At 73.4% G+C, this 19184-nt stretch carries 20 protein-coding genes; 7 read left to right on the top strand and 13 right to left on the bottom strand.

Going from position 1 to position 19184, the window contains the following annotated elements; all coding sequences use genetic code 11:
* Positions 1-111 precede the first annotated feature (111 nt).
* A complete protein-coding gene (locus NBW76_RS13465) occupies positions 112-543 on the bottom strand; it encodes a CBS domain-containing protein (protein WP_056553851.1) in 432 nt (143 codons plus the stop codon).
* Positions 544-662: 119 nt separating this feature from the next.
* A complete protein-coding gene (locus tag NBW76_RS13460) occupies positions 663-1604 on the bottom strand; it encodes an inositol monophosphatase family protein (protein ID WP_056553854.1) in 942 nt (313 codons plus the stop codon).
* 114 nt (positions 1605-1718) lie between these two features.
* On the opposite strand from NBW76_RS13460, the gene NBW76_RS13455 reads away from it, so the two are divergent.
* On the top strand, positions 1719-2045 hold the full coding sequence (locus NBW76_RS13455) for a hypothetical protein (protein WP_056553857.1): 327 nt from the start codon (positions 1719-1721) through the stop codon (positions 2043-2045).
* 6 nt (positions 2046-2051) lie between these two features.
* On the opposite strand, the gene rsgA is transcribed toward NBW76_RS13455, so the two are convergent.
* From rsgA to NBW76_RS13435, 4 genes are all read right to left on the bottom strand, one after another.
* Entirely contained in the window at positions 2052-3104 is a 1053-nt protein-coding gene (rsgA, locus tag NBW76_RS13450; protein ID WP_055968499.1) for a ribosome small subunit-dependent GTPase A, read from the bottom strand.
* Positions 3101-4378, bottom strand: coding sequence for a 3-phosphoshikimate 1-carboxyvinyltransferase (gene aroA, locus NBW76_RS13445; protein ID WP_056554836.1), 1278 nt, complete (start codon positions 4376-4378; stop codon positions 3101-3103). The genes rsgA and aroA overlap by 4 nt, the downstream gene beginning before the upstream one ends.
* A 61-nt stretch (positions 4379-4439) precedes the next feature.
* Complete coding sequence (locus tag NBW76_RS13440; protein ID WP_055966807.1) at positions 4440-4925, bottom strand: DoxX family protein; 486 nt, start codon at positions 4923-4925, stop codon at positions 4440-4442.
* Between the two features lie 86 nt (positions 4926-5011).
* On the bottom strand, positions 5012-6748 hold the full coding sequence (locus NBW76_RS13435; RefSeq protein WP_056553860.1) for a sigma-70 family RNA polymerase sigma factor: 1737 nt from the start codon (positions 6746-6748) through the stop codon (positions 5012-5014).
* 171 nt (positions 6749-6919) lie between these two features.
* Here NBW76_RS13435 and NBW76_RS13430 point away from each other — a divergent pair, with 171 nt between their 5' ends.
* The 4 genes from NBW76_RS13430 (at position 6920) to rsrA (ending at position 9693) form a co-directional block, all read left to right on the top strand.
* Positions 6920-7570, top strand: coding sequence for a hypothetical protein (locus NBW76_RS13430; RefSeq protein ID WP_056553863.1), 651 nt, complete (start codon positions 6920-6922; stop codon positions 7568-7570).
* A gap of 209 nt (positions 7571-7779) precedes the next feature.
* Positions 7780-8511 carry an SOS response-associated peptidase gene (locus tag NBW76_RS13425; protein ID WP_056553865.1) on the top strand — a complete coding sequence of 244 codons (732 nt, stop codon included), beginning with the start codon at positions 7780-7782 and terminating at the stop codon, positions 8509-8511.
* 289 nt (positions 8512-8800) lie between these two features.
* The gene (locus tag NBW76_RS13420; RefSeq protein WP_056554839.1) at positions 8801-9409 is read left to right on the top strand and encodes a sigma-70 family RNA polymerase sigma factor; all 609 of its coding nucleotides are present in this window, start codon (positions 8801-8803) and stop codon (positions 9407-9409) included.
* Complete coding sequence (rsrA, locus tag NBW76_RS13415; RefSeq protein ID WP_055966818.1) at positions 9406-9693, top strand: mycothiol system anti-sigma-R factor; 288 nt, start codon at positions 9406-9408, stop codon at positions 9691-9693. Before NBW76_RS13420 ends, rsrA begins: the two co-directional genes overlap by 4 nt.
* A gap of 102 nt (positions 9694-9795) precedes the next feature.
* On the opposite strand, the gene NBW76_RS16940 is transcribed toward rsrA, so the two are convergent.
* The 6 genes from NBW76_RS16940 to NBW76_RS13390 all read right to left on the bottom strand — a co-directional run bounded on the left by NBW76_RS16940 (position 9796) and on the right by NBW76_RS13390 (position 16628).
* Entirely contained in the window at positions 9796-9870 is a 75-nt protein-coding gene (locus tag NBW76_RS16940) for a 50S ribosomal protein bL37 (protein ID WP_369797015.1), read from the bottom strand.
* Between the two features lie 102 nt (positions 9871-9972).
* Positions 9973-10341 (bottom strand): thioesterase family protein, encoded by a 369-nt coding sequence (locus NBW76_RS13410; RefSeq protein ID WP_055966823.1) that lies wholly within the window; start codon positions 10339-10341, stop codon positions 9973-9975.
* Entirely contained in the window at positions 10338-12155 is a 1818-nt protein-coding gene (locus NBW76_RS13405) for an ABC transporter ATP-binding protein (protein WP_056553867.1), read from the bottom strand. The genes NBW76_RS13410 and NBW76_RS13405 overlap by 4 nt, the downstream gene beginning before the upstream one ends.
* A complete protein-coding gene (locus NBW76_RS13400) occupies positions 12152-13888 on the bottom strand; it encodes an ABC transporter ATP-binding protein (protein ID WP_055966830.1) in 1737 nt (578 codons plus the stop codon). The genes NBW76_RS13405 and NBW76_RS13400 overlap by 4 nt, the downstream gene beginning before the upstream one ends.
* A 60-nt stretch (positions 13889-13948) precedes the next feature.
* The gene (locus tag NBW76_RS13395) at positions 13949-15664 is read right to left on the bottom strand and encodes an acetolactate synthase (RefSeq protein ID WP_082481931.1); all 1716 of its coding nucleotides are present in this window, start codon (positions 15662-15664) and stop codon (positions 13949-13951) included.
* A 10-nt stretch (positions 15665-15674) separates the two neighbouring features.
* On the bottom strand, positions 15675-16628 hold the full coding sequence (locus NBW76_RS13390; protein WP_235492933.1) for a DUF2785 domain-containing protein: 954 nt from the start codon (positions 16626-16628) through the stop codon (positions 15675-15677).
* 68 nt (positions 16629-16696) lie between these two features.
* On the opposite strand from NBW76_RS13390, the gene NBW76_RS13385 reads away from it, so the two are divergent.
* Entirely contained in the window at positions 16697-18130 is a 1434-nt protein-coding gene (locus NBW76_RS13385) for a sensor histidine kinase (protein WP_056553870.1), read from the top strand.
* 142 nt (positions 18131-18272) lie between these two features.
* Here the strand turns inward: NBW76_RS13385 and NBW76_RS13380 are convergent, their stop codons facing one another.
* Positions 18273-18524, bottom strand: coding sequence for a WhiB family transcriptional regulator (locus NBW76_RS13380; protein WP_055966837.1), 252 nt, complete (start codon positions 18522-18524; stop codon positions 18273-18275).
* 197 nt (positions 18525-18721) lie between these two features.
* Between NBW76_RS13380 and NBW76_RS13375 the strand changes: the two genes are divergently transcribed.
* Entirely contained in the window at positions 18722-19171 is a 450-nt protein-coding gene (locus tag NBW76_RS13375; RefSeq protein WP_056553872.1) for a hypothetical protein, read from the top strand.
* Positions 19172-19184 lie beyond the last annotated feature (13 nt).

Below are 19184 nucleotides of genomic sequence, written 5' to 3'. Positions count from 1 at the left end.
GTCAACCCACACCTGTCCAGCCGGACGCCGGCCGGGCACGGTCCGTCAGGGCGGGGGCGTGACGACGGAGCCGGGCTCGGGGCTCGGCGGCCGCGTGACGGCAGGGGTCGGTCAGCCGCCCGCGACGTAGGAGCTCAGCTGGTCGCGCTCGAACTCCAGCTGCTCCATCCGGTGCTTCACGGCGTCGCCGATGCTCAGGACGCCCGCCAGCCGGTCGTCGACCACCACCGGCACGTGGCGCACGCGGTGCTCGGTCATGGTGGCCATGAGGGAGCCGAACGAGTCCTCGGGCGAGCACACGAGCACCTCGGTGGTCATGATCGAGGCCACGGTCGCCGACCGCGCGTCGGGCACGTGGCGCAGCTTGCGCACCACGTCGCGCTCGGAGACGATCCCGACCATCGTGGAGCCGTCCTCGCTCACCACCAGGGCGCCGACGTCGTGCGTCGCGAACGCCTCGAGCAGGTCCGAGACCGTGGCCTCGGGCGCGATCGTGTGGACGGTGGCGCTGCCCTTGGAGGACAGGACGTCGCTGACTCGCATGGTGCCTCCTGGAGACTCCACGCCAGTGTAACGCGGGTCACACGGCAGGCCGCCACCCTCGACGGCGTGCGCCGGGACCGGGCCGCCGAAGGGCGCCGGACCTCCACCGGCCGCGGAGGTCAGGGTGCGTCGGGCGAGCCCCAGGGACGCGAGAAGTCCAGGCGGCGCACGGTGCCGGCAGTGCCGCCGCCGGCGTCCTCGGCGTCATCGTCCTCGGCGTCATCGTCCTCGACGCCGTCGAGGTCGGTGTCCTCGGCGTCGGGGAAGTGGCCGAGGTAGGCCATGGCGGCGTCGTGCAGGCGGCCGTTCGTCGAGATCGCGTTCGCGCCCCACGGGCCGTCGGAGCCGTCCAGCGACGTGAACCGTCCACCGGCCTCGCGCACGATGACGTCGAGGGCGGCCATGTCCCACAGCTTCAGCTCGGGCTCGGCCGCGATGTCGACGGCTCCCTCGGCGACCAGCATGTGCGACCAGAAGTCGCCGTAGCCGCGGGTCCGCCAGCACCGGCGCGCGAGCGCCCAGAACGCCTCGCCCTTGCCGATGTCCTCCCACGAGGGGGCCGAGCTGAACGACAGCGACGCCGACGACAGGTCGGAGACCTGCGAGCAGCGGATCTCGCGGGCGTGCATGAACGACTTGCCGGTGTAGGCGCCGGCGCCCTTCGAGGCCCACCAGCGTCGGCCCAGCGCCGGCGCCGAGACGAGGCCCACCACGATCTCGCCGTCCTCCTCCAGGGCGATGAGGGTGGCCCACACCGGGACCCCGCGCACGAAGTTGGACGTGCCGTCGATCGGGTCGATGATCCACCGGCGCTCCTGGGACCCGGTCGAGCCCAGCTGCTCGCCCTGCTCCTCGCCGAGCACCACGTCACGGGTGCGGGAGGACTTCAGCATGCGACGGATGGTCTCCTCGACCGCCTGGTCGGACTCGGTCACGTAGCTCATGTCCGGCTTCGTCGACACCTCGAGGTCGATCGCGCCGAACCGGTCCATCGACAGGTTGTCGGCGGAGTCGGCCAGCACGTGCGCCAGCCGCACGTCGTCGTTCCAGGAGTGCGTCATGGTCGCAGGGTAACGGCGTGGTTCGCCGGGGTGGGGGAGGCAGGGGGTGCTGCCGCACGTCGTGCCTGCGCGCGGCGAGGTGTCGAGCGGACGCGCGGCACGTACGGTGGCCCGATGGACCCCTCGACGTCCCGGGCCGCGTCGCCCGGTCGCGCCGGCCTCGCCGTCTCCGTCGTCCTGCTGCTCCTGTGGCCGTTCGGACCGTGGCTCGGCTTCTTCGGCTTCGTCACCGGACTCAGCCTGTTCGGGGAGTCGCCGAGCCCTGAGGAGCAGAGCCAGGGAGCGTTGCTCATGCTCGCCGGTGCGGCGATCTCGTGGGGCTTCCCCGCCCTCGTCCTCGTGCTCTCCGGTGGACGCCGCTGGATGCGGCGCGTCGCCGTGCTGGAGCTCGTGGCCGCCACCGTCGGCGTGGTCATCGCGCTCTGGCTCGGGAGCTTCTGAGCCCGTTCACCAGGCCGTGGTGTCCTTGGCCGCGACGATGCGGCGGAAGGACTCGACCCGGGCCGTGGGCAGCGTCCCGGCGGCCACCGCCAGGTCGAGCGCGCACTCGGGCTCCGTGGCCGCGTGCGTGCAGCCGCGAGGACAGTCGCGGGTCGCGTCGTCGAGGTCGGGGAACGCGCGCAGGACGTCGTCGACCTGAACGTGCGCGAGACCGAACGAGCGGAAGCCGGGGGTGTCGATGATCCAGCCACCGTCGCCGCCGTCGGTGGGCTCCAGCTCGATGGCCAGCGCCGACGTCGACGTGTGACGACCGCGGCCGGTGACCTCGTTGACGTGGCTGGTGATGCGGCCGGTCCCGGGGACGAGGGCGTTGACCAGGGTCGACTTGCCCACCCCGCTGTGACCGATGAACACGCTCACGCGGCCGGCCAGGGCCTCGCGCAGCTCGTCGAGGCTCTCCATGCCGTCGCCCCGCTCGTCGTCGCCCGGGCCCGTGCCGCTGCGCCGCGTGACGACCGTGCGGACGTCGAGGGGCTCCAGGAGCGCCAGCATCTCGTCGGGCGACCCGAGGTCGGACTTGGTGAGGCAGACGAGCGGCTCCATGCCGGCCTCGAACGCCGCCACCAGGCAGCGGTCGATGAGGCCGGGTCGCGGCGGAGGGTCCGCCAGGGCGGTGACCACCACGAGCTGGTCGGCGTTGGCGACCACCACCCGCTCGATCGGGTCGTCGTCGTCGGCGGTGCGGCGCAGCACGGTGCGGCGGGGCAGCACCTCGACGATGCGGGCCAGCGTCCCGTCGGCGCCGCTCACGTCGCCGACGACCTTGACCTCGTCGCCGACCACCACGCCCTGCCGTCCGATGGGGCGTGACTTCATGGCGGTGACGAGACCGGCGGTCGGCGGGAGGTCGGGATCGAGCAGACGCAACGTGAAGCGGCCACGATCGATCGTGACCACACGGGCCAGGGGCGCGTCGTCGTAGTTGGGTCGGTCCTTCGTGCGAGGGCGCGTGCGGCGACGCGGTCGTTCGAACGCGGCGTGCTCGTCGTCCTGCCTCACGCGACCAGGCGCTCCCACACCGGCGCGAAGTTGGGGTAGGTCTTCACGGTCGTCGAGACGTTCTCCACGAACAGCTCCGGGACCTTGAGGGCCAGGACCACGGCGGCGTGCGCCATGCGGTGGTCGTCGTACGTCTCGAAGATCTCGCCGTGGAGGGGGCGCGGACGGATCTCGAGCCCGTCGTCGGTCTCGGAGACGTCGCCACCGAGCCGGTTCAGCTCCGTGGCCAGCGCGGCGAGCCGGTCCGTCTCGTGGCCGCGCAGGTGCGCGACCCCCCGCAGTCGCGACGGGCCGTCGGCGAGAGCGGCGAGCGCAGCCACCACGGGGGTGAGCTCGCCGACGTCGTGCAGGTCGAGGTCGACCCCGCTGATCGAGGGACCGCCGCGGAAGACCATGTCGGCGCCGTCGCGCTCGGCGGTGCCGCCGAAGGCCACGACCAGCTCGCGCCACGCGTCGCCGGCCTGCTGGGTCTGCTCGGGCCAGCCGCGGACCCGCATGGAGCCGCCGGTGGCGACCGCCGCCGCCACGAAGACCCCTGCGTTCGAGAGGTCGGGCTCGATCTCGACGTCGAGCGCGCGCACCGGACCGGGGCTCACGACCCACCGGTCGGGGGAGGAGTCGTCGATCTCGACGCCGCGTCGGCGCAGCTCCGTGACGGTCATCTCCACGTGGGGGAGCGAGGGCAGGGCAGCGCCCCGGTGTTGCAGGTCGAGGCCCTGGGTGAAGGCGGGCGCGGCCAGCAGCAGCGCGGAGACGAACTGGCTCGAGGCCGACGCGTCGACCACGAGAGGCCCACCGGCCACGGCGCCGGTGCCGTGGACGACGAAGGGCAGCGAGCCGCGGTCGCCGTCGTCCACCCGGACACCCAGGTCGCGCAGCGTGGCGATCGTCTGACCCATCGGTCGCCGTCGCGCGTGCGGATCACCGTCGAACGTGACGGCGGACGAGCCGAGGGCCGCGAGCGGTGGGACGAACCGCATGACCGTCCCGGCCAGACCGCAGTCGACGGCCGTCGAGCCGGTCCGGGTGCGGTCGACCGGCGTGACGCGCCACGTCATGCCGTCCTTCTCGACGCCGGCTCCGAGGGCGCCGAGGGCCGCCGCCATGAGCTGCGTGTCGCGGGAGCCGAGCGGACGGGTGATGACCGAGGGGCCGTCGGCCAGCGCGGCCAGCACGAGCGCACGGTTGGTCAGGGACTTGGAGCCGGGGACGAGCACCTGCGCGTCGACAGGACTCTCACGGGTGGGGGCGAGCCAGGGCAGCGGGGCGTTCATCACGCCCCACTGTAGTGAACCGGCGCGCCGGACCGGACGTCTCGGGCCAGACGTCTCGGGCTCAGGGACGCAGGTCGTCGATGCGCTCGACGACGACGCCCTTCGCGTCGACGACCCGGTTCTTGGCGCGGGTGCCGATGAACTTCTTGTGCGGGTCGGGGTCGAGCGTGCTCATGAGCAGTCCGCCGATGAGCGAGAGGTTCTTGAGGAAGTGCACCGTCTGGTTCTGGCGCGACGCCGGGTCGGTCTCGTTCCAGAAGGGGTGCCCGACGGCCGTCGTGGGTGCCAGGGTGGAGGCCAGCACGAACGCCGACAGCCGGGGGAAGCGACCCGTGGCCAGCGCGGTGCCCGCGACCACGTGGACGGCGCCGTTGACCCGCACCAGGTTCGTGGGCGACGTCGCGAGCTGCGGCGCGGCCTTGCCGAGCGCGTCGGCCACGGGCTCGGCCTTCGGGCCCATGGCGGGGGCGTTGCGCAGCGCGTTGACACCTCCGTACACGAACATCGACGCGAGCAGGGGACGGGCGATGGTGCGCAGGACGGTCATGGCTCCCATCATGCCAACGTCGGCGAGTTCCACAACGTCAGCGCGCGAGCGGGCCCGAGCGCGCTCGAGGCGACGGACCGGTTCGATCAGATCGGCAGGAGCCAGCCCGTGGACCGGAACGTGGTGGTGTCGTTGTCGGAGCGGGGATCGTCGGGCGCGGTGACGGTGACGGTGGCGGCGGGGCGGGCGCCGATGACCTTGAAGGGGAACGAGCCGCCTTGTCCGGCGGGCAGCGTGGCGCTGCAGCGGAGCGTGCGGAGCCGCTGGTTGCGGGTGGCGTCGCACGCCCACCCGTCGCCGGGGATCCCACGGAACTTCACGGTCCGGTCGAACGACACGGTCATGGTCACGGTGCGCGCCACGGGGTTGCTGCCGCCGTCGGCGGCGATCGGGACGACCACGCGGCGCTGCAGGAGGGTGGAGTCGTTCGTGACCGTGGCGGCGCCGAGGGAGAAGTCGGTGGGCGTGACCGGCGGCGGCGCGGGCGTGACGACCGGCTGCTCGGAGACGGGCTGGTCGGGAGAGGCGGAGGCGTCCGCGGTGGCCGGGGTCGGTGCGGGCGGCGTCGTCTCGACCGGCGTCTCCGGGGTGGGCTCCGCGGAGGGCTCCGGCGTCGGCTCGGTGGTGGGCTCCGGCGTCGGCTCGGTGGTGGGCGCCGCGGTCGACTCCGGCGCCAGGGGGCTGGACGGGCTCGGCGAGGCGACCACCGCGGGCGGCGCCGAGGTGAGCAGGTCCGTCCCGCCGACGACCATGCCGGTCGTCAAGGCCCCGGTGACCACGGTGGTCGCGACCACGGCGGGCGTCCCGGCGCTGACGGCCGTCGCGGCGGCGGCCTGGGCCGGCACGAGAGCCACCCGGGCGACCTGCGAGACGATCGCCGACGTCAGCATGGTCGCCCCGGCGTAGCCGCTCGCGGCGGCGAACCCGCCGCCGGCCGCGGTGGTGCCGACGGCGAGCGACCCCCCGGCCGCCGTGCCGGCCGTCGCCCAGACTCCTCCCGCCGCGATCCCCCCGGCCCCCAGGGCGGCGGCGGCCGTCCCGGTCGCCCCGAGGTAGCCCGCGGCGGCGGGTCCGAGCAGGGCGGGCGCGAGAAGACCGCGCAGGTTCTGGTTGACCTCCACGAGCTCGAGGTGGACGCCGGTGCAGCGTCGGCACCCGTCGAGGTGCCGGTCGACCTTCGCGGTGTCGCGGGCCGACAGCGTCTGGCGCACGAAGCCGCCGAGCAGAGGTGTCACGGCGCGGCAGGCCTCGTCGGTGGTGGCCGCCGCGTGGCTCTCGAGGTACGCGGCCCGCAGACCCTCCCGTGCGCGGTAGGCCAGGGCGGAGACGCTGTTGGGGCTCATGCCGAGCAGCGGTGCGACGGCCGCGGGCTTCTGCCCCTCGACCTCGAGGTGCCACAGCACCAGCTGCCACCGCTCGGGCAGCGACGCGAAGGCGCGCGCGGCGGCGTCGTTCTCGAAGGCGGCGCTCACGGCGTCGTCGAAGGGCACACCCCGGTCGAGCACGTGCTCGTCGTCGGTGGGACGGGTGCGGGTCGTGGCCCTGATGCGGTCCACGTGCAGGCGCCGGACCGCGGTGAGCAGGTACGCGCGGAAGGCCTCGTCGGGACCCTTGCCGTCCTGCAGGAGGCTCAGCACCTTCAGGAAGGCCTCCGACACCAGGTCGTCGGCCTCGCCGGTGCTCAGGAGCTGGCGGGAGAGGCGGGTCGCGGCGGCCGCGTGCCGCTGGAACAGCAGACCGTAGGCCGCGGTGTCGCCGGCACGCACGGCAGCGATCAGCTGCGCGTCGCTGCGCTGCTGCGTCGTCTCGATCAGGTCGTCCATCGGTTCGGCTCCCTCGTCTGCACTCCCACGGGGTCCAACGAGGAACGTTCCTGCACGTCACGCCCGGCCGGTCGGGGGCCATCGGACCCGAGTCGAGAAAGTTCCGCCGATCGCGTCACGATCACCGCCCCCGGCCGTCCCATGGTCACCGCACACGAGAGGAGGACCGTCATGGACGACACCCAGCACGCAGCGACGTCGCTGGTCGAGGCCGTTCGCGACGGTCGGACCGACGTCGATGCCGTTGCACACGTGGTGGGAGCGAGTGCAGCGGCGGACGGGTCCCCGCTCCACGAGGTCATCGATCTCGTGGAGCGTGCCTTCGACGGAGCCCCCCGACACGCGTCGGTGCGGGCTGCGTGCCTCGCCTGGGCGGAGCGCGCACTCGGGCGCGTGCACGACGCAGGGTGCGAGGACCCGTTGACCTCGCTGTCGACGGTGCCCCACCTGCACAGCAGGTTGGGTGACGTGTACCGCGCCGCCGCTGTCGAGGAGCAGCGCGCCGGCGACGGTCACGTCCTCGTCGTGGTCGAGCCGTCCGACGACCGACGACGCTCGCCCCTGGAGGCCTCGTTGAGGGCCGTCGAGGTCGGGCAGGTCCTGCGATCGGTCTTCCCGGGCGACGAGACCGTGGCCCGGGTCGGGTCGAGCCGCTTCGTGGTGCTGACGGCGCGCGAGCGCGCCCACGCCACGACCCTCGCGCTGGTCGGTGTGCTTCTCGGGCGCACGCCGGACGGCGGGGGTGCGCCCCGGCTGTGGGTGGAGGAGCTTCCGCCCACGGCCGGGGACCTGCCGGGCCTCCTGCAGGCCCTGGCGCGCTGACACCCGTCCGGACCCGACGCACCAGGGCTGCGTCGGGCCCGGCGGGGGTGCCGGGCCGTCACTCCGTTTCGGACACCTCCGGGGCATGGATCGGGCTCCACGTGACCCGCAACTGTCCAGAACGCGTGTCACAACGCAGAACGGGGGCCGGGAGGCTCGATCGATCCCGGTCCCACCGCACCGTCGGTGCGGCGTGGAAGGCTGGCCCCATGTGCGGCAGGTATGCGACCACCCGGACCTCGAGCGACCTCGACGACGCCTTCGCGGCCCGTCTGGCCGACGGTGCGGAGCTGCCGCCGCCCGACTGGAACGTGGCACCCACCAAGCAGGCGCCGGTGGTGGTCGGCCGGGCCCGGGAGGACGCCGAGGAGTCGGCGCCACCGCGGCGTGAGCTCCTGGCGGCCACCTGGGGTCTCGTGCCGAGCTGGGCCAAGGACCGCTCCATCGGCAGCCGGATGATCAACGCCCGGTCCGAGACCGTGGCCGAGAAGCCGTCGTTCCGGCGTGCCTTCGCGCGGCGGCGTGCCATCGTCCCGGCCGACGGCTACTACGAGTGGTACGCGGGCCAGGGCCCGAAGGCGCCCAAGCAGCCGTTCTACATCACCTCCGGCGAGCAGGACGGCCGCCGTGAGGTGCTGGGCCTGGCCGGGCTCTACGAGTTCTGGCGGTCCTCGGCGGAGGAGCCGTGGCTCGTGACGTTCACCATCCTCACCACGAGCGCCGAGGGCGGCGACGGCATGCTCCACGACCGCGCACCGCTCCTGGTGGCGCCGGAGGTCCGCGATACGTGGCTGAGCCCGGTGGAGCGGCCGGCGGCCGAGCTGCTCGACCTGCTGGTGCCGGCCACGCCGGGACGTCTCGACGCGTGGCCCGTCACGACCCAGGTCAACAACGTCCGCAACAACGGCCCCGAGCTCGTCGAGCCCCTTCCCGCCGAGTAGGCCCTGCGCGGCGCACGGTTCGGAATACAGCCCACGGCCACGTCGTTCCACCTCACGAAGGAGGTCGACATGCTCGCGTGCCCTGAACGCACCCTCGCCAGCCCCACCACCACGGGTCCGGTCGCTCGCGGCCCCCGCTCGGACGACGGACGTCGTACGTCGGGAGTAGGCTGGAGCACGATGACGAACACCCCCGAGACCACCCCCGCCCACGTCGGACGCGTCCGACGCCGGGTCCGTCGACGCCACCTCGACCGTCGAGGACGGCAGCCACGACGGAGCCGTCGCCATCGACTACAGCGACGTCGACGTCGCCACGGAGACGCCGGAGCAGCGACAGGCTCGCTTCGAGGCCGAGGCCCTGCCGTTCCTGAACCAGCTCTACTCCGCTGGTCTGCGCATGACGCGCAGCCCCCAGGACGCCGAGGACCTGGTGCAGGAGACGTACGCCAAGGCGTTCAGCGCCTTCCACCAGTACAAGCCCGGCACCAACCTGAAGGCCTGGCTCTACCGGATCCTCACCAACACCTACATCAACTCGTACCGCAAGAAGCAGCGTCAGCCGCAGCAGGTCACCGACGAGATCGAGGACTGGCAGATCGTTGCCGCCGAGGCGCACTCGTCCTCGGGCCTCAAGTCGGCCGAGATGGAGGCGCTGGAGCGGCTGCCCGACAGCGACGTCAAGGATGCGCTGCAGGCGCTGCCGGAGGACTTCCGCTACGCGGTCTACCTGGCCGACGTCGAGGGGTTCCCCTACAAGGAGATCGCCGAGATCATGGGCACGCCCATCGGCACCGTCATGTCCCGTCTGCATCGCGGACGCCGTCAGCTGCGTGAGCTGCTGGCCGACTACGCCCGCGACCGCGGCATGGCCGTGAGCGGGGTGAGCGACTCATGAGCGACGACCTCACCGCCGACGGCTGCGACGGCCCTGACTGCGAGACCGCACTCGAGAGCCTCTACCTGTTCCTCGACCGCGAGATCGACAGCGCCAGCTGCGCGGAGATCCAGGCCCACATCGACGACTGCAGCGAGTGCCTCACCGAGTACGACCTCGAGCGGCTCGTGAAGTCGCTGGTGTCGCGCTCGTGCAGCGAGGTCGCGCCCGAGCCGCTGCGCGACAAGGTGCTGTTCTCGATCCGCACCGTGCAGGTGCAGATCTCCGAGTACCGCCAGACCTGACCGGTCCACCGACCGCGGCGTCGGTCCCGGCGACGTCGAAGCCCCCGTCCGGTCACCGGACGGGGGCTTCGATCGTCTGTGCGCTCCGCGAGGAGCGTCAGGTCACGCGTTGGGGCGCTTGCCGTGGTTCGCGCCCTTCTTGCGACGCGCGCGGCGCTTGCGGCCGGTCTTGCCCATGATGGTCCTCCTCAGACGTTCAGCGTCCATCGTCCCACATCGTCCCGCTCGCCTGCGAACGTGGTCCGCGGCCCGGGACCGAGGGCGACGGGTCAGGGTCGCTCAGGGTCGGGGCACTCGTTCCAGGAAGCGCGCGCGGTCCACGACGACGCGACGGACCTCGCCGTGCGCCACGAGCGTCCCGTGCCCGTCGTGGGCGGCGACCCGGAAGCGCAGGAGTCGGCCGTCCTCGTGCACCAGGTCCGCCGTGGCGGTGATCGTCGCCCCCACGGGGCTGGCGGCGATGTGCTCGACCTCGACCCTCGTGCCCACGCTCGTGCGGCCGTCGTCGAGGTCCAGGGCCGCGCACGTCGCTGCCTCCAGCCAGGCCAGGACGCGCGGCGTCGCCAGCACCGGCAGGTCACCGCTGCCGAGGGCGGCGGCCGTGTCGGCGTCGCCGACGGTGTGGGTCACGGATGCACTGCGGGTCATCGGTCCTCCAGGTCACGGGCGGGGGACGACCCAGCCTGCCCGACGTCCCCGGTTCCTGCGTCCGACCACGCCGACCAGAGGGCCGCGTAGCGCCCGCCGGCCCGCACGAGGTCGTCGTGGGGCCCCTCCTCGACCACCGCGCCGTGCTCCATCACGATCACCCGGTCGGCCGTGCGGGCCTGGCTCAACCGGTGGGCGATGACGAGCGCGGCGCGTCCGCGGGTGACGGCCTCGCCGGCCTGCTCGAGCTCACGGGCCCCGGACGACCCTGCCTCCGCCGTGGCCTCGTCGAGCACGACCACCTGCGGGTCGAGCAGCAGCACCCGGGTGAGGGCGAGCTGCTGGGCCTGGGCCGGGGTGAGGGGGTGGCCGAGGTCGCCCACCACGGTGTCCAGGCCGTGGGGGAGCGTCCGTGCCCAGGCCGCTGCCTCGGTGGCGGTGAGCGCCGCCCAGAGCGTGTCGTCGTCGGCGTGCGGGTCGGCCAGGACGAGGTTGTCGCGCAGCGTGCCGGCGAAGACGTGGACCTCCTGCGAGACGAGCGCCACGTGCCGGCGCACGACGGTCTCGGCGGCGGTGGTGATGTCGAGGGCGCCGAGTCGGACGCTGCCGCCGCTCGGGGAGAGGGTCCCGGCGGCGATCCCCCCGAGAGTGGTCTTCCCGGCGCCGGTGGCCCCGACGACGGACACGCGCTCCCCGGGGCGCACCTCCAGGTCGATCGGTGCGAGCACCGGACGGCCCACCTCGTAGGCGTGGTGCACACCCGTGAGCCGCAACGTCGGGTCGGGACCGACGTCCACGGGGGCGTGGTCGCGCGGCGCGATGAGGACGACGCCGGCCAGCCGGGCCAGCGCCGCTCCGCTCGCCTGCACGGCGTCGAAGACGAACAGCACCGCCCCGATGGGGTTGAACAGGCGATGGAAGAACAGCGCAGCGGCGGTGGCGTCGCCGACGCTCGCGGCACCGCTCGACACGAGGAGGTACCCGGTGCCCAGCACCAGGACCAGGCCCACGCACTCCGACCCGTTCATCCGGGCGCCGAAGCGGGTGAAGAGCCTGAACACGTCGACGGTGATCTCGACGGCGGCGGCGGAGCGGCGCTCGATCCGCTCGAGCGCGATGCGCTCCACGCCGAACGTCCGCAGCGTCGCGGCGTCGCGCACCCCGGTGATGAGCGCCTCGGCCCGCGCACCCTCGGCGGTTCGCTCGGCGCGGTAGTAGGGGATCGAGCGGGGCAGGTACCAGCGGAGCGCGAGCACGTAGCAGGGCGCGGCGGCGAGACCGGCCAGGCCGAGGCGCCAGTCGAGCGTGAACAGTCCGCCGACCGTGAAGCCGATGGCCGACAGCGAGCCGAGCAGGAGGGGGATGGCCTCGTCGAGCGCCTCGGTGAGCTTGCGGACGTCGTCACCCACACGGCTCAGCACGTCGCCGATGCCTGCCTGCTCGATCCGCTGTGACTCCAGGTGCAGGGCACGGTCCAGCACGTCCTCGCGCAGCTCGGCCAAGGCCGGCGCCACGGCCTGCGCCAGTGCCGCGGACGACAGCGTCGAGAACAGTCCGGCGACGAGACCGGCGAGCACCATCACCGTGGCGGCGACGACGATCTCGCGCAGGGTCCCGTCCTCGCGCACGGCGTCGACGATCCGGCCGATCATCAGCACGGGCACGACCCCGGCGAAGCCGGTGAGCAGGAACGAGGCGATCGTCAGCGCCAGGCTCGCCCGACGGGCGCGCACGAGCCGCCACGCGACGGCCGTCGTGCTTCGTGGGTCGGCGACCGGCAGCAGGTGGGCGTTCGTCGCCTCGTCCGTGCTCATCGGTCCACCGCCGCGCGATAGGTGGGATCGCGCACGAGGTCGGCGTGGGTGCCCTCGGCCACGACGCGTCCGTCGCGCACCACCACGACGCGGTCGGCGTGCTGGAGCAGCGCGGGACTGGAGGTGATGACGAGGGTGGTGCGTCCCCGACGCAGCCGGCGCACGCCGCGGGCGATGTTCTGCTCGGTCACGGCATCCACCGCGCTCGTCGGGTCCTGCAGCACGAGGACCGGACGGTCCGTCGCGAGGGCCCGGGCCAGGGTGAGGCGCTGCCGCTGACCGCCGGACAGGCTCGAGCCGGCGGCACGCACGGCGCGGTCGAGTCCGTCGGGGTGCAGGCGGACGACGTCGTCGGCCGCCGACGCAGCCAGGGCGGGCGCGAGGTCCGCGTCGGTGCGCTCGCCGCCGGGGTCGACCGTGCTGCGCAGCGTCCCCTCGAAGACGCCGGAGTGGTGCGAGGCGACGAGCAGGTGCAAGCGTCGACCCTCGACGGACAGCTCGTGCAGGTCGACGTCGCCGAGTCGCGCCCGGCCCGACGTGAGCGTGACCTCGCCCGTGAGCACGGCCATGAGCGTGTCGGAGACGGCGGGGTCGTCGATGCTCACGGCGACCAGCTCGTCGGCCGAGGTCCGCAGGTCCACCCCCCGCAGGGGTCCCACGACGGCCGACTCGAGCACGAGGCCGGGACGGTCCTCGGACGGTCCGCGACCGCCGGGGGCGAGCACACGGGGGGTGTTCAGGAACTCCACGATGCGTCCGGCCGAGGCGCGCGACGCCGCGAACTGCGCGCTCACGTCGCCCAGGCCGCGGATCGGCTCCGCGAGGAACTGGGTCAGGCCCACGAGCGCGATGAGCTGACCGAGACCGATGGTGCCGTCGAGGGCGCGCTCGCCGGCCACGACCGCGACGACGGCCAGCAGGATCCCGCTGAGTGCGGTGGTGAGTCCGGCCAGGTAGCCCCAGGAGCGCGCGACGGCGATGGTGTCGCTGCTCGCCTGCCGGCTGGCGGACCGGTACCGGCCGAGAGCGACGTCCTCACCGCCGATGCCCTTGAGCGGGCGCAGTCCCGTCAGCACGTCGGCGGCCACGCCCGAGGCGGACGCGGTGCTCTCCTGCTGGCGGCGGGTGCGCCTGGCCACGAGGGGGGCGAGCGCCTGGATGACCAGCAGGACGCCGGGCACGCCGAGCAGGATCACCAGACCGAGCACGACGTCGACGGACAGGACGTAGACGGCCGTCGCGACGACGGCGACGAGCGACGCGAGCGCGTAGCCGAGCTGGTGCAGCACGGAGGGGACGAGCTCGGCGTCCGACGTCGCGATCGAGAGCGTCTCGCCGGCGAGCCGGTCGGTGCGCGCTCCGCGCGGGTGCAGCACGTGGGCGGAGACCTCCCCGCGCAGCAGGTGCGCCTCGGTCTGGATGCCGCGCACGATGAACCGGGCGCCGTAGCGGTAGCCGTTGCTCAGGACGAGGAAGAGTGCCACCAGGACGCCGAGCGTCCAGGCCAGGTCGCCCAGGGTGCCGCCGTCCACGGCCTGGTCGACGACCAGGCCGATGACGACCGGCACGAGGGTCTCGCAGAGCTGCCAGACGACGAGCAGGGAGTAGCCGGGAACGAGCTGGCGGGCCTGGCGTCGCACGCTCCGACGCAGCAGTGCGCCGGCCCCGTCGGGCGGGGTGCGGTCGTCCGGACCCGTCCCAGGGGCCTCGACCTGCGTCCTCGTGCTCGCCACGAGGTGAGGCTACCCTCACCCGCGCGGGACGCGGCGGTCCGGTCGGGTCCCGCGCCGACCTCAGACGCCGTGGGTGGTGCGGGGGTACTGCGCCGACACGTCGGTCATGACGTTGACGAGGTAGGGCACGCCCGACGCGAACGCCCGGTCGATCGCCGGACCGATCTCGGCGGGGTCGGTGACCATCTCGCCGCCACCGCCGAGCGCCGTGACGACCTGGTCGTAGCGCGTGTTCGGAGCGAGGTCCGCGGCGACGTCGTAGCCGTAGAGCATCTGCATGGGGCTCTTCTCCAGCCCCCAGGCGGAGTTGTTGCCCACGACCATGACGACCGGCAGGTCGTGACGGACGAGGGTGTCGACGTCCATGAGCGACATGCCGGCAGCGCCGTCGCCGAACAGCACGACGACCTGGCTGGAGGGCCGCGTGATGCGGGCGGCCATGGCCGCACCCATGCCCGCGCCGAGGCACCCGTACGGCCCTGGGTCGAGCCAGCCACCGGGGCGCTGCGGCTCCACGAACTTCCCGGCGAAGGACACGAAGTCACCGCCGTCGCCGATGACCACGGCGTCGTCGGCCAGGCGGGGGAGCAGCTCGCCGTAGATGCGCGCGGGGTGGATGGGGTCGCTCTGCGAGCCGAGGAGGTCGACGTCGCGTGCGGCGGCAGCGGCCACGACGTCCTGCAGCTCGGTCAGCCACGGCGTCCAGTCCGGGCGCGCACCGGGGGCGGACTGCAGGGCCGAGAGGATGCCGTCGAGGACGACGGTGAGGTCGCCCGAGGCGGAGGCGGCCAGCGTGGCGTGCGTGGACAGCTGGGCGGGGGAGTCGGCGAGGTGGACCACGCGCGCCGGGGTGGCGCCGTCCTTGCCACCGAACACGCCGTAGCCGAGGCGGAAGTCGAGCGGGGTCCCGGCGACGACCACGAGGTCGGCGCCGCTGAAGGCCGCCGACCGGGCCTTCGTGACGAGCTGGCCGTGCCCGCCGGGCAGGATGCCGCGACCCATGCCGTTGGCGATGACGGGGATGCCGGTCTCGGCGGCGAAGCGCTGAGCGGCCTCCTCGGCACCGTCGGCCCAGACGTCGGTGCCGAGCACGAGGACCGGGCGACGCGCCTCCTGCAGGAGGCGACCGGCGCGGGCGAGGTCGTCGGGGTCCGGCTCGATCCGGGCCCGCTGGAGTCCTGGCTGTGCCGTGACGGGGCCGGAGTTGAAGAACTCGTCCATGGGCACGTCCACGAAGGTGGGGCCGCGGTGCGAGGACCCGGCGCGGGTGAAGGCCTCGTGGACGGTGGGGGCGATGTCGCCGACGGTCCGGGCGGTGGAGGCCCAGGTGGAGACCGTCTCGAAGATCGGCGGGTGGTCCAGCTCCTGGAGCGTGCCCATGCCCCAACGGGCCTCCGGCGCACGACCGCCGATCACGACCAGGGGCGAGCCGGCGAAGTGGGCCTGGGCGACCGGGCTGACGCCGTTGGTGACCCCGGGTCCAGCCGTGAGGACGGCCAGGCCCGGGGTGCGGGTGAGCTTGCCGACGGCCTCGGCGGCGAACACGGCGGTGGGCTCGTGCCGGACGTCGATGATGGGCATCGGGTCGGCGGCGGTGACCGCGGCGTCGTACATCGGGAACACGTGGGCGCCGGAGAGGGTGAACATGGCCTGGACGCCGTGGGCGCGGGCGACCTCGAGCGCGTGCACGCCCCCGTGCGCGGAGCGCACCTCGTCGGCGCTCTGGTCGTTCCCGGTCTCGGTCGGGGTCCCTGCGGTGCCGTCGTTCTGTGACATGCGGCGCACGCTACTGCACGGGGGTGTCGCCCGCCGGGCCGTCGACGGGCCGGGCCCGGGTGGTGGGTCGGTAGAGCCAGGGGCTCTCGCCGCGGATCTGGTCGAGCACGGCCAGCAGGAGGTCGGCCCGATGGGCCGGCTGCTCGGCGAACAGCTCGGCGTCGCCGCGCAGGTCGGCGCGTCCCTGCACGCCGAGGGCCAGCTGGAGGTGGAGGGCGCGCAGGAACGACGACGCGTTCTTGGCCGTCGGGGAGGGCCACTCGTCGTCGAGGTGACCGCGGGTCCGTGGTGCCTTGATGCCGGCGCCGAGCCGGGCGAGCCACGGCTCGACGATGCCGGGGTCGAGCGCGTTGCGGTGCAGGAGGGTCATGACGGCGTAGGCGAGCCGGTCGTCCTCGCCGTGGCGCCAGCCGTAGGCGGTGGGGGTCAGCACGCGGTCGGCGATGACGTCGAGCAGGACGGTCAGCTCGAGACGGCCGAAGTGGCGGGAACGGGCGAGGGCCGCCAGCAGGTCGGCGCCGTGGGCGACCGCGTGGGCCCACCCCTGCTCGGGGATCCAGCCGCGGTGGTCGAGCTCGCGCACGTACCAGCTGGTGGCGAGGTCGCCCCACCCGAGGACGGTCGTGGCGGGGAGCAGGTGCTCGTCGTTGTCCCGCCCGATGATCTCGGCGAGCATGAGGGCGCTGTAGGACCGGCGGATGACGGAGACGTCGCCGTCGTGGCCGAGGCCGTACCGCAGCCCGGGCGCGACCCCGTCGCCCAGGCCGGCGAGCAGGCCGTCGTACACGCCGTTGGCGATCCAGGTCGTGAGGAGCGGGTAGGCGAGGTCCTCACGCAGCCGCGGATTGGGGTGACCGAGCATCTCGACGAGCTCCACCGTGGACTCGTCCAGGGAGCGGTCGAGCGGCACCTGCATGCCGGTCTTCATGACGGACTGCCAGTAGGCCTCGGACATCTCGTTCATCGTGCCAGACGTCCTGGAGCGACCGGCGGAAGGGACGGTCGGCCCGCTGCCGTCGATAGGCTGGGCGCGTGCCGACCCTCGACGACATCATCCGGTCGCAGACGACCCTGGGTCCGGACGACGTCGCGTGGATCCAGGCTCTCGTGGCGGACTGGCAGATCCTGGCCGACCTCTCCTTCGGCGACCTCGTGCTGTGGGTGCCGGACGCGGAGTCCAAGGGTCTGTGGGCGGTGGCCCAGATCCGTCCCACGACGGTGGCGACGACGCTCCTGGAGGACGTCACGGGGACGTTCGTGCCGGGGGAGCGGTCGCCGGCCGCGGCGCGGGTGCTGGCCGGGGAGGGCGCGCAGGACGACGACGACGCCGCGGTGGCCGACGGTGTGCACGTGCGCGTGGTCCCGGTCCGGCGCGAGGAGCGCACGATCGCGGTCCTGGCGCTGCGCAGCGGCGGTGACGCGCGGGCCACGAGCCAGCTGGAGGTCACCTACCGGGCCGCGGCCGACACCGTCGTCTCGATGATCGGGCGGGGGGAGTTCCCGACGCCCGGGGCCCGGTCGGAGCTGGCCGACGCGTGGCGGGTGGGCGACGGGTTCATCCGCACGACGGCGGACGGCACGGTGCAGTACGCGAGCCCCAACGCGCACTCGGCGTACCGTCGGCTCGGTCTGACGGGGGCCCTCCAGGGTGCGGACCTGGCGGAGGTCACGGCAGCGTGCGTGGGGCGCACGCCCACGGACCTGAGCACCGCCGCGGCCCTGGGGGGATCGTCGCCGGCCGAGGCCGAGGTCTCGGGCGCGGAGGCCACGCTCCTCCTCCGCGTGATCCCGTTGACCGCGCCCGGGACCGGTCGTGACGGCGCCGTGGTCCTGCTGCGCGACGTCACCGAGCTGCGGCTGCGGGAGAAGCAGCTCGTCTCCAAGGAGGCGACGATCCGCGAGATCCACCACCGGGTGAAGAACAACCTCCAGACGGTCGCGGCGCTGCTGCGCCTGCAGGCCCGACGCATGGACGTGCCCGAGGCGCGGGCGGCGCTCGACGAGGCCGTCCGCCGGGTGGGGTCGATCGCGTTGGTGCACGAGACGCTGAGCCAGGGCTTCGAGGAGACGGTGGCCTTCGACGACATCGCCGACCGTCTGCTGCGCTCGGTGCTCGACGTCGGCGGGCCCCAGGTCCGGGCGGAGCGCATCGGGAGCTTCGGCCTGCTGCCGGCGGAGGTCGCGACCCCGTTGGCGATGGTGCTGACCGAGCTGGTGCAGAACGCGGCGGAGCACGCCTTCCCGGGCGGCGCGGGTCGGGTGACGGTGGCGGTCAACCGGATCCGGGAACGGGTGCGGATGCGGGTGAGTGACGACGGGACCGGTCTGCCGGCCGACTTCGACCCGACGCGCAGCCTCGGCCTGTCGATCGTGTCGACGCTGGTCGAGTCCGAGCTGGGCGGCACGCTGGGCTTCGAGACACGGCCTGGCCGCGGCGCCACGGTGACCATCAGCATCTCGCTCTGACCGACGGCCACGGGCGACGGGCGGACAGGGATGGGCCGGACCGTCCCGCGTCGGCCCCGGGAACCAGGCCAGGGGCCCGGACGCCGAGAACCCCGTACCCGACGCGGGTACGGGGTTCGGACGCGTGCTGCGTGGAACGACTTCAGGCGGTGCGGATGCGTGCCCTCGCGTTGCGACGCTTGAGGGCACGACGCTCGTCCTCGCTCATGCCTCCCCAGACGCCGTGGTCCTGACCGGACTCCAGTGCCCACTGCAGGCACTGCTCACGGACGTCGCAGCGGCGACAGACGACCTTCGCCTCCTCGATCTGCAGGATCGCGGGGCCGGTGTTGCCGATGGGGAAGAAGAGCTCGGGGTCTTCATCGAGACATGCGCTGTGGTGGCGCCAGTCCATGACGACAGCTCCTTCCCTTGTGTGAGTGCGAACGCACGAAAAAAAGCCGGCGAGACCGGCGTGCGCGTTCACTTCATCGTTTCAACAAAATCCTCTGGGCACAAGGGATTGCGCGGCGGGTCCGTGTCGGGTCAGTCACACAGGTCATACCAGTTGCCTCGCGGGCTGGACCGGGGTGCCGGACCTACCCTGGTGCCGTGACCTCGAACCCCGATCCCTCACCTGCGGACGAGCCGTCGGCGTCCTCGCCCGGCCAGCCCTCCGTCGCGCCGCGCGGCAGGGCCAGGACGCTGCTGGCCGTGGCCGGTGCCGTCGTGTCCGCGCAGGCGCTCGGCCTGCTGACGATCGCCGCGCTCGAGCTGCGGTCCGTCGAGGCCGACCGGGTCGGTCTGGGTGTGAGCACGGCCGGGTTCCTGGGGGCCTTCGGCGCGCTCCTCCTGGTCGCGGTGGTGCGGATCCTGGCCGGGCAGACCTGGCCGCGGGGCTTCCTGGTCTTCTCCCAGCTGCTGTGCCTCGTGCTCTCCTTCAACTTCCGGGGGGACGCGGCGTGGATCACCCCGACCATGGCCGTCGGCGCCCTGGTCGCGCTCGGCTGCCTCGTGTCCCCACCGGTCACCCAGGCTCTCGGAGGCCACGACCCCGTGTGAGAGACTCGTCGGC

Origin of the sequence: Aeromicrobium sp. Leaf245 (genome assembly GCF_942548115.1) — a bacterium.
Taxonomy (GTDB): domain Bacteria; phylum Actinomycetota; class Actinomycetes; order Propionibacteriales; family Nocardioidaceae; genus Aeromicrobium.
Note: the sequence above shows the minus strand (reverse complement) of the source record. Positions and strands in the feature narration are given on the sequence as shown.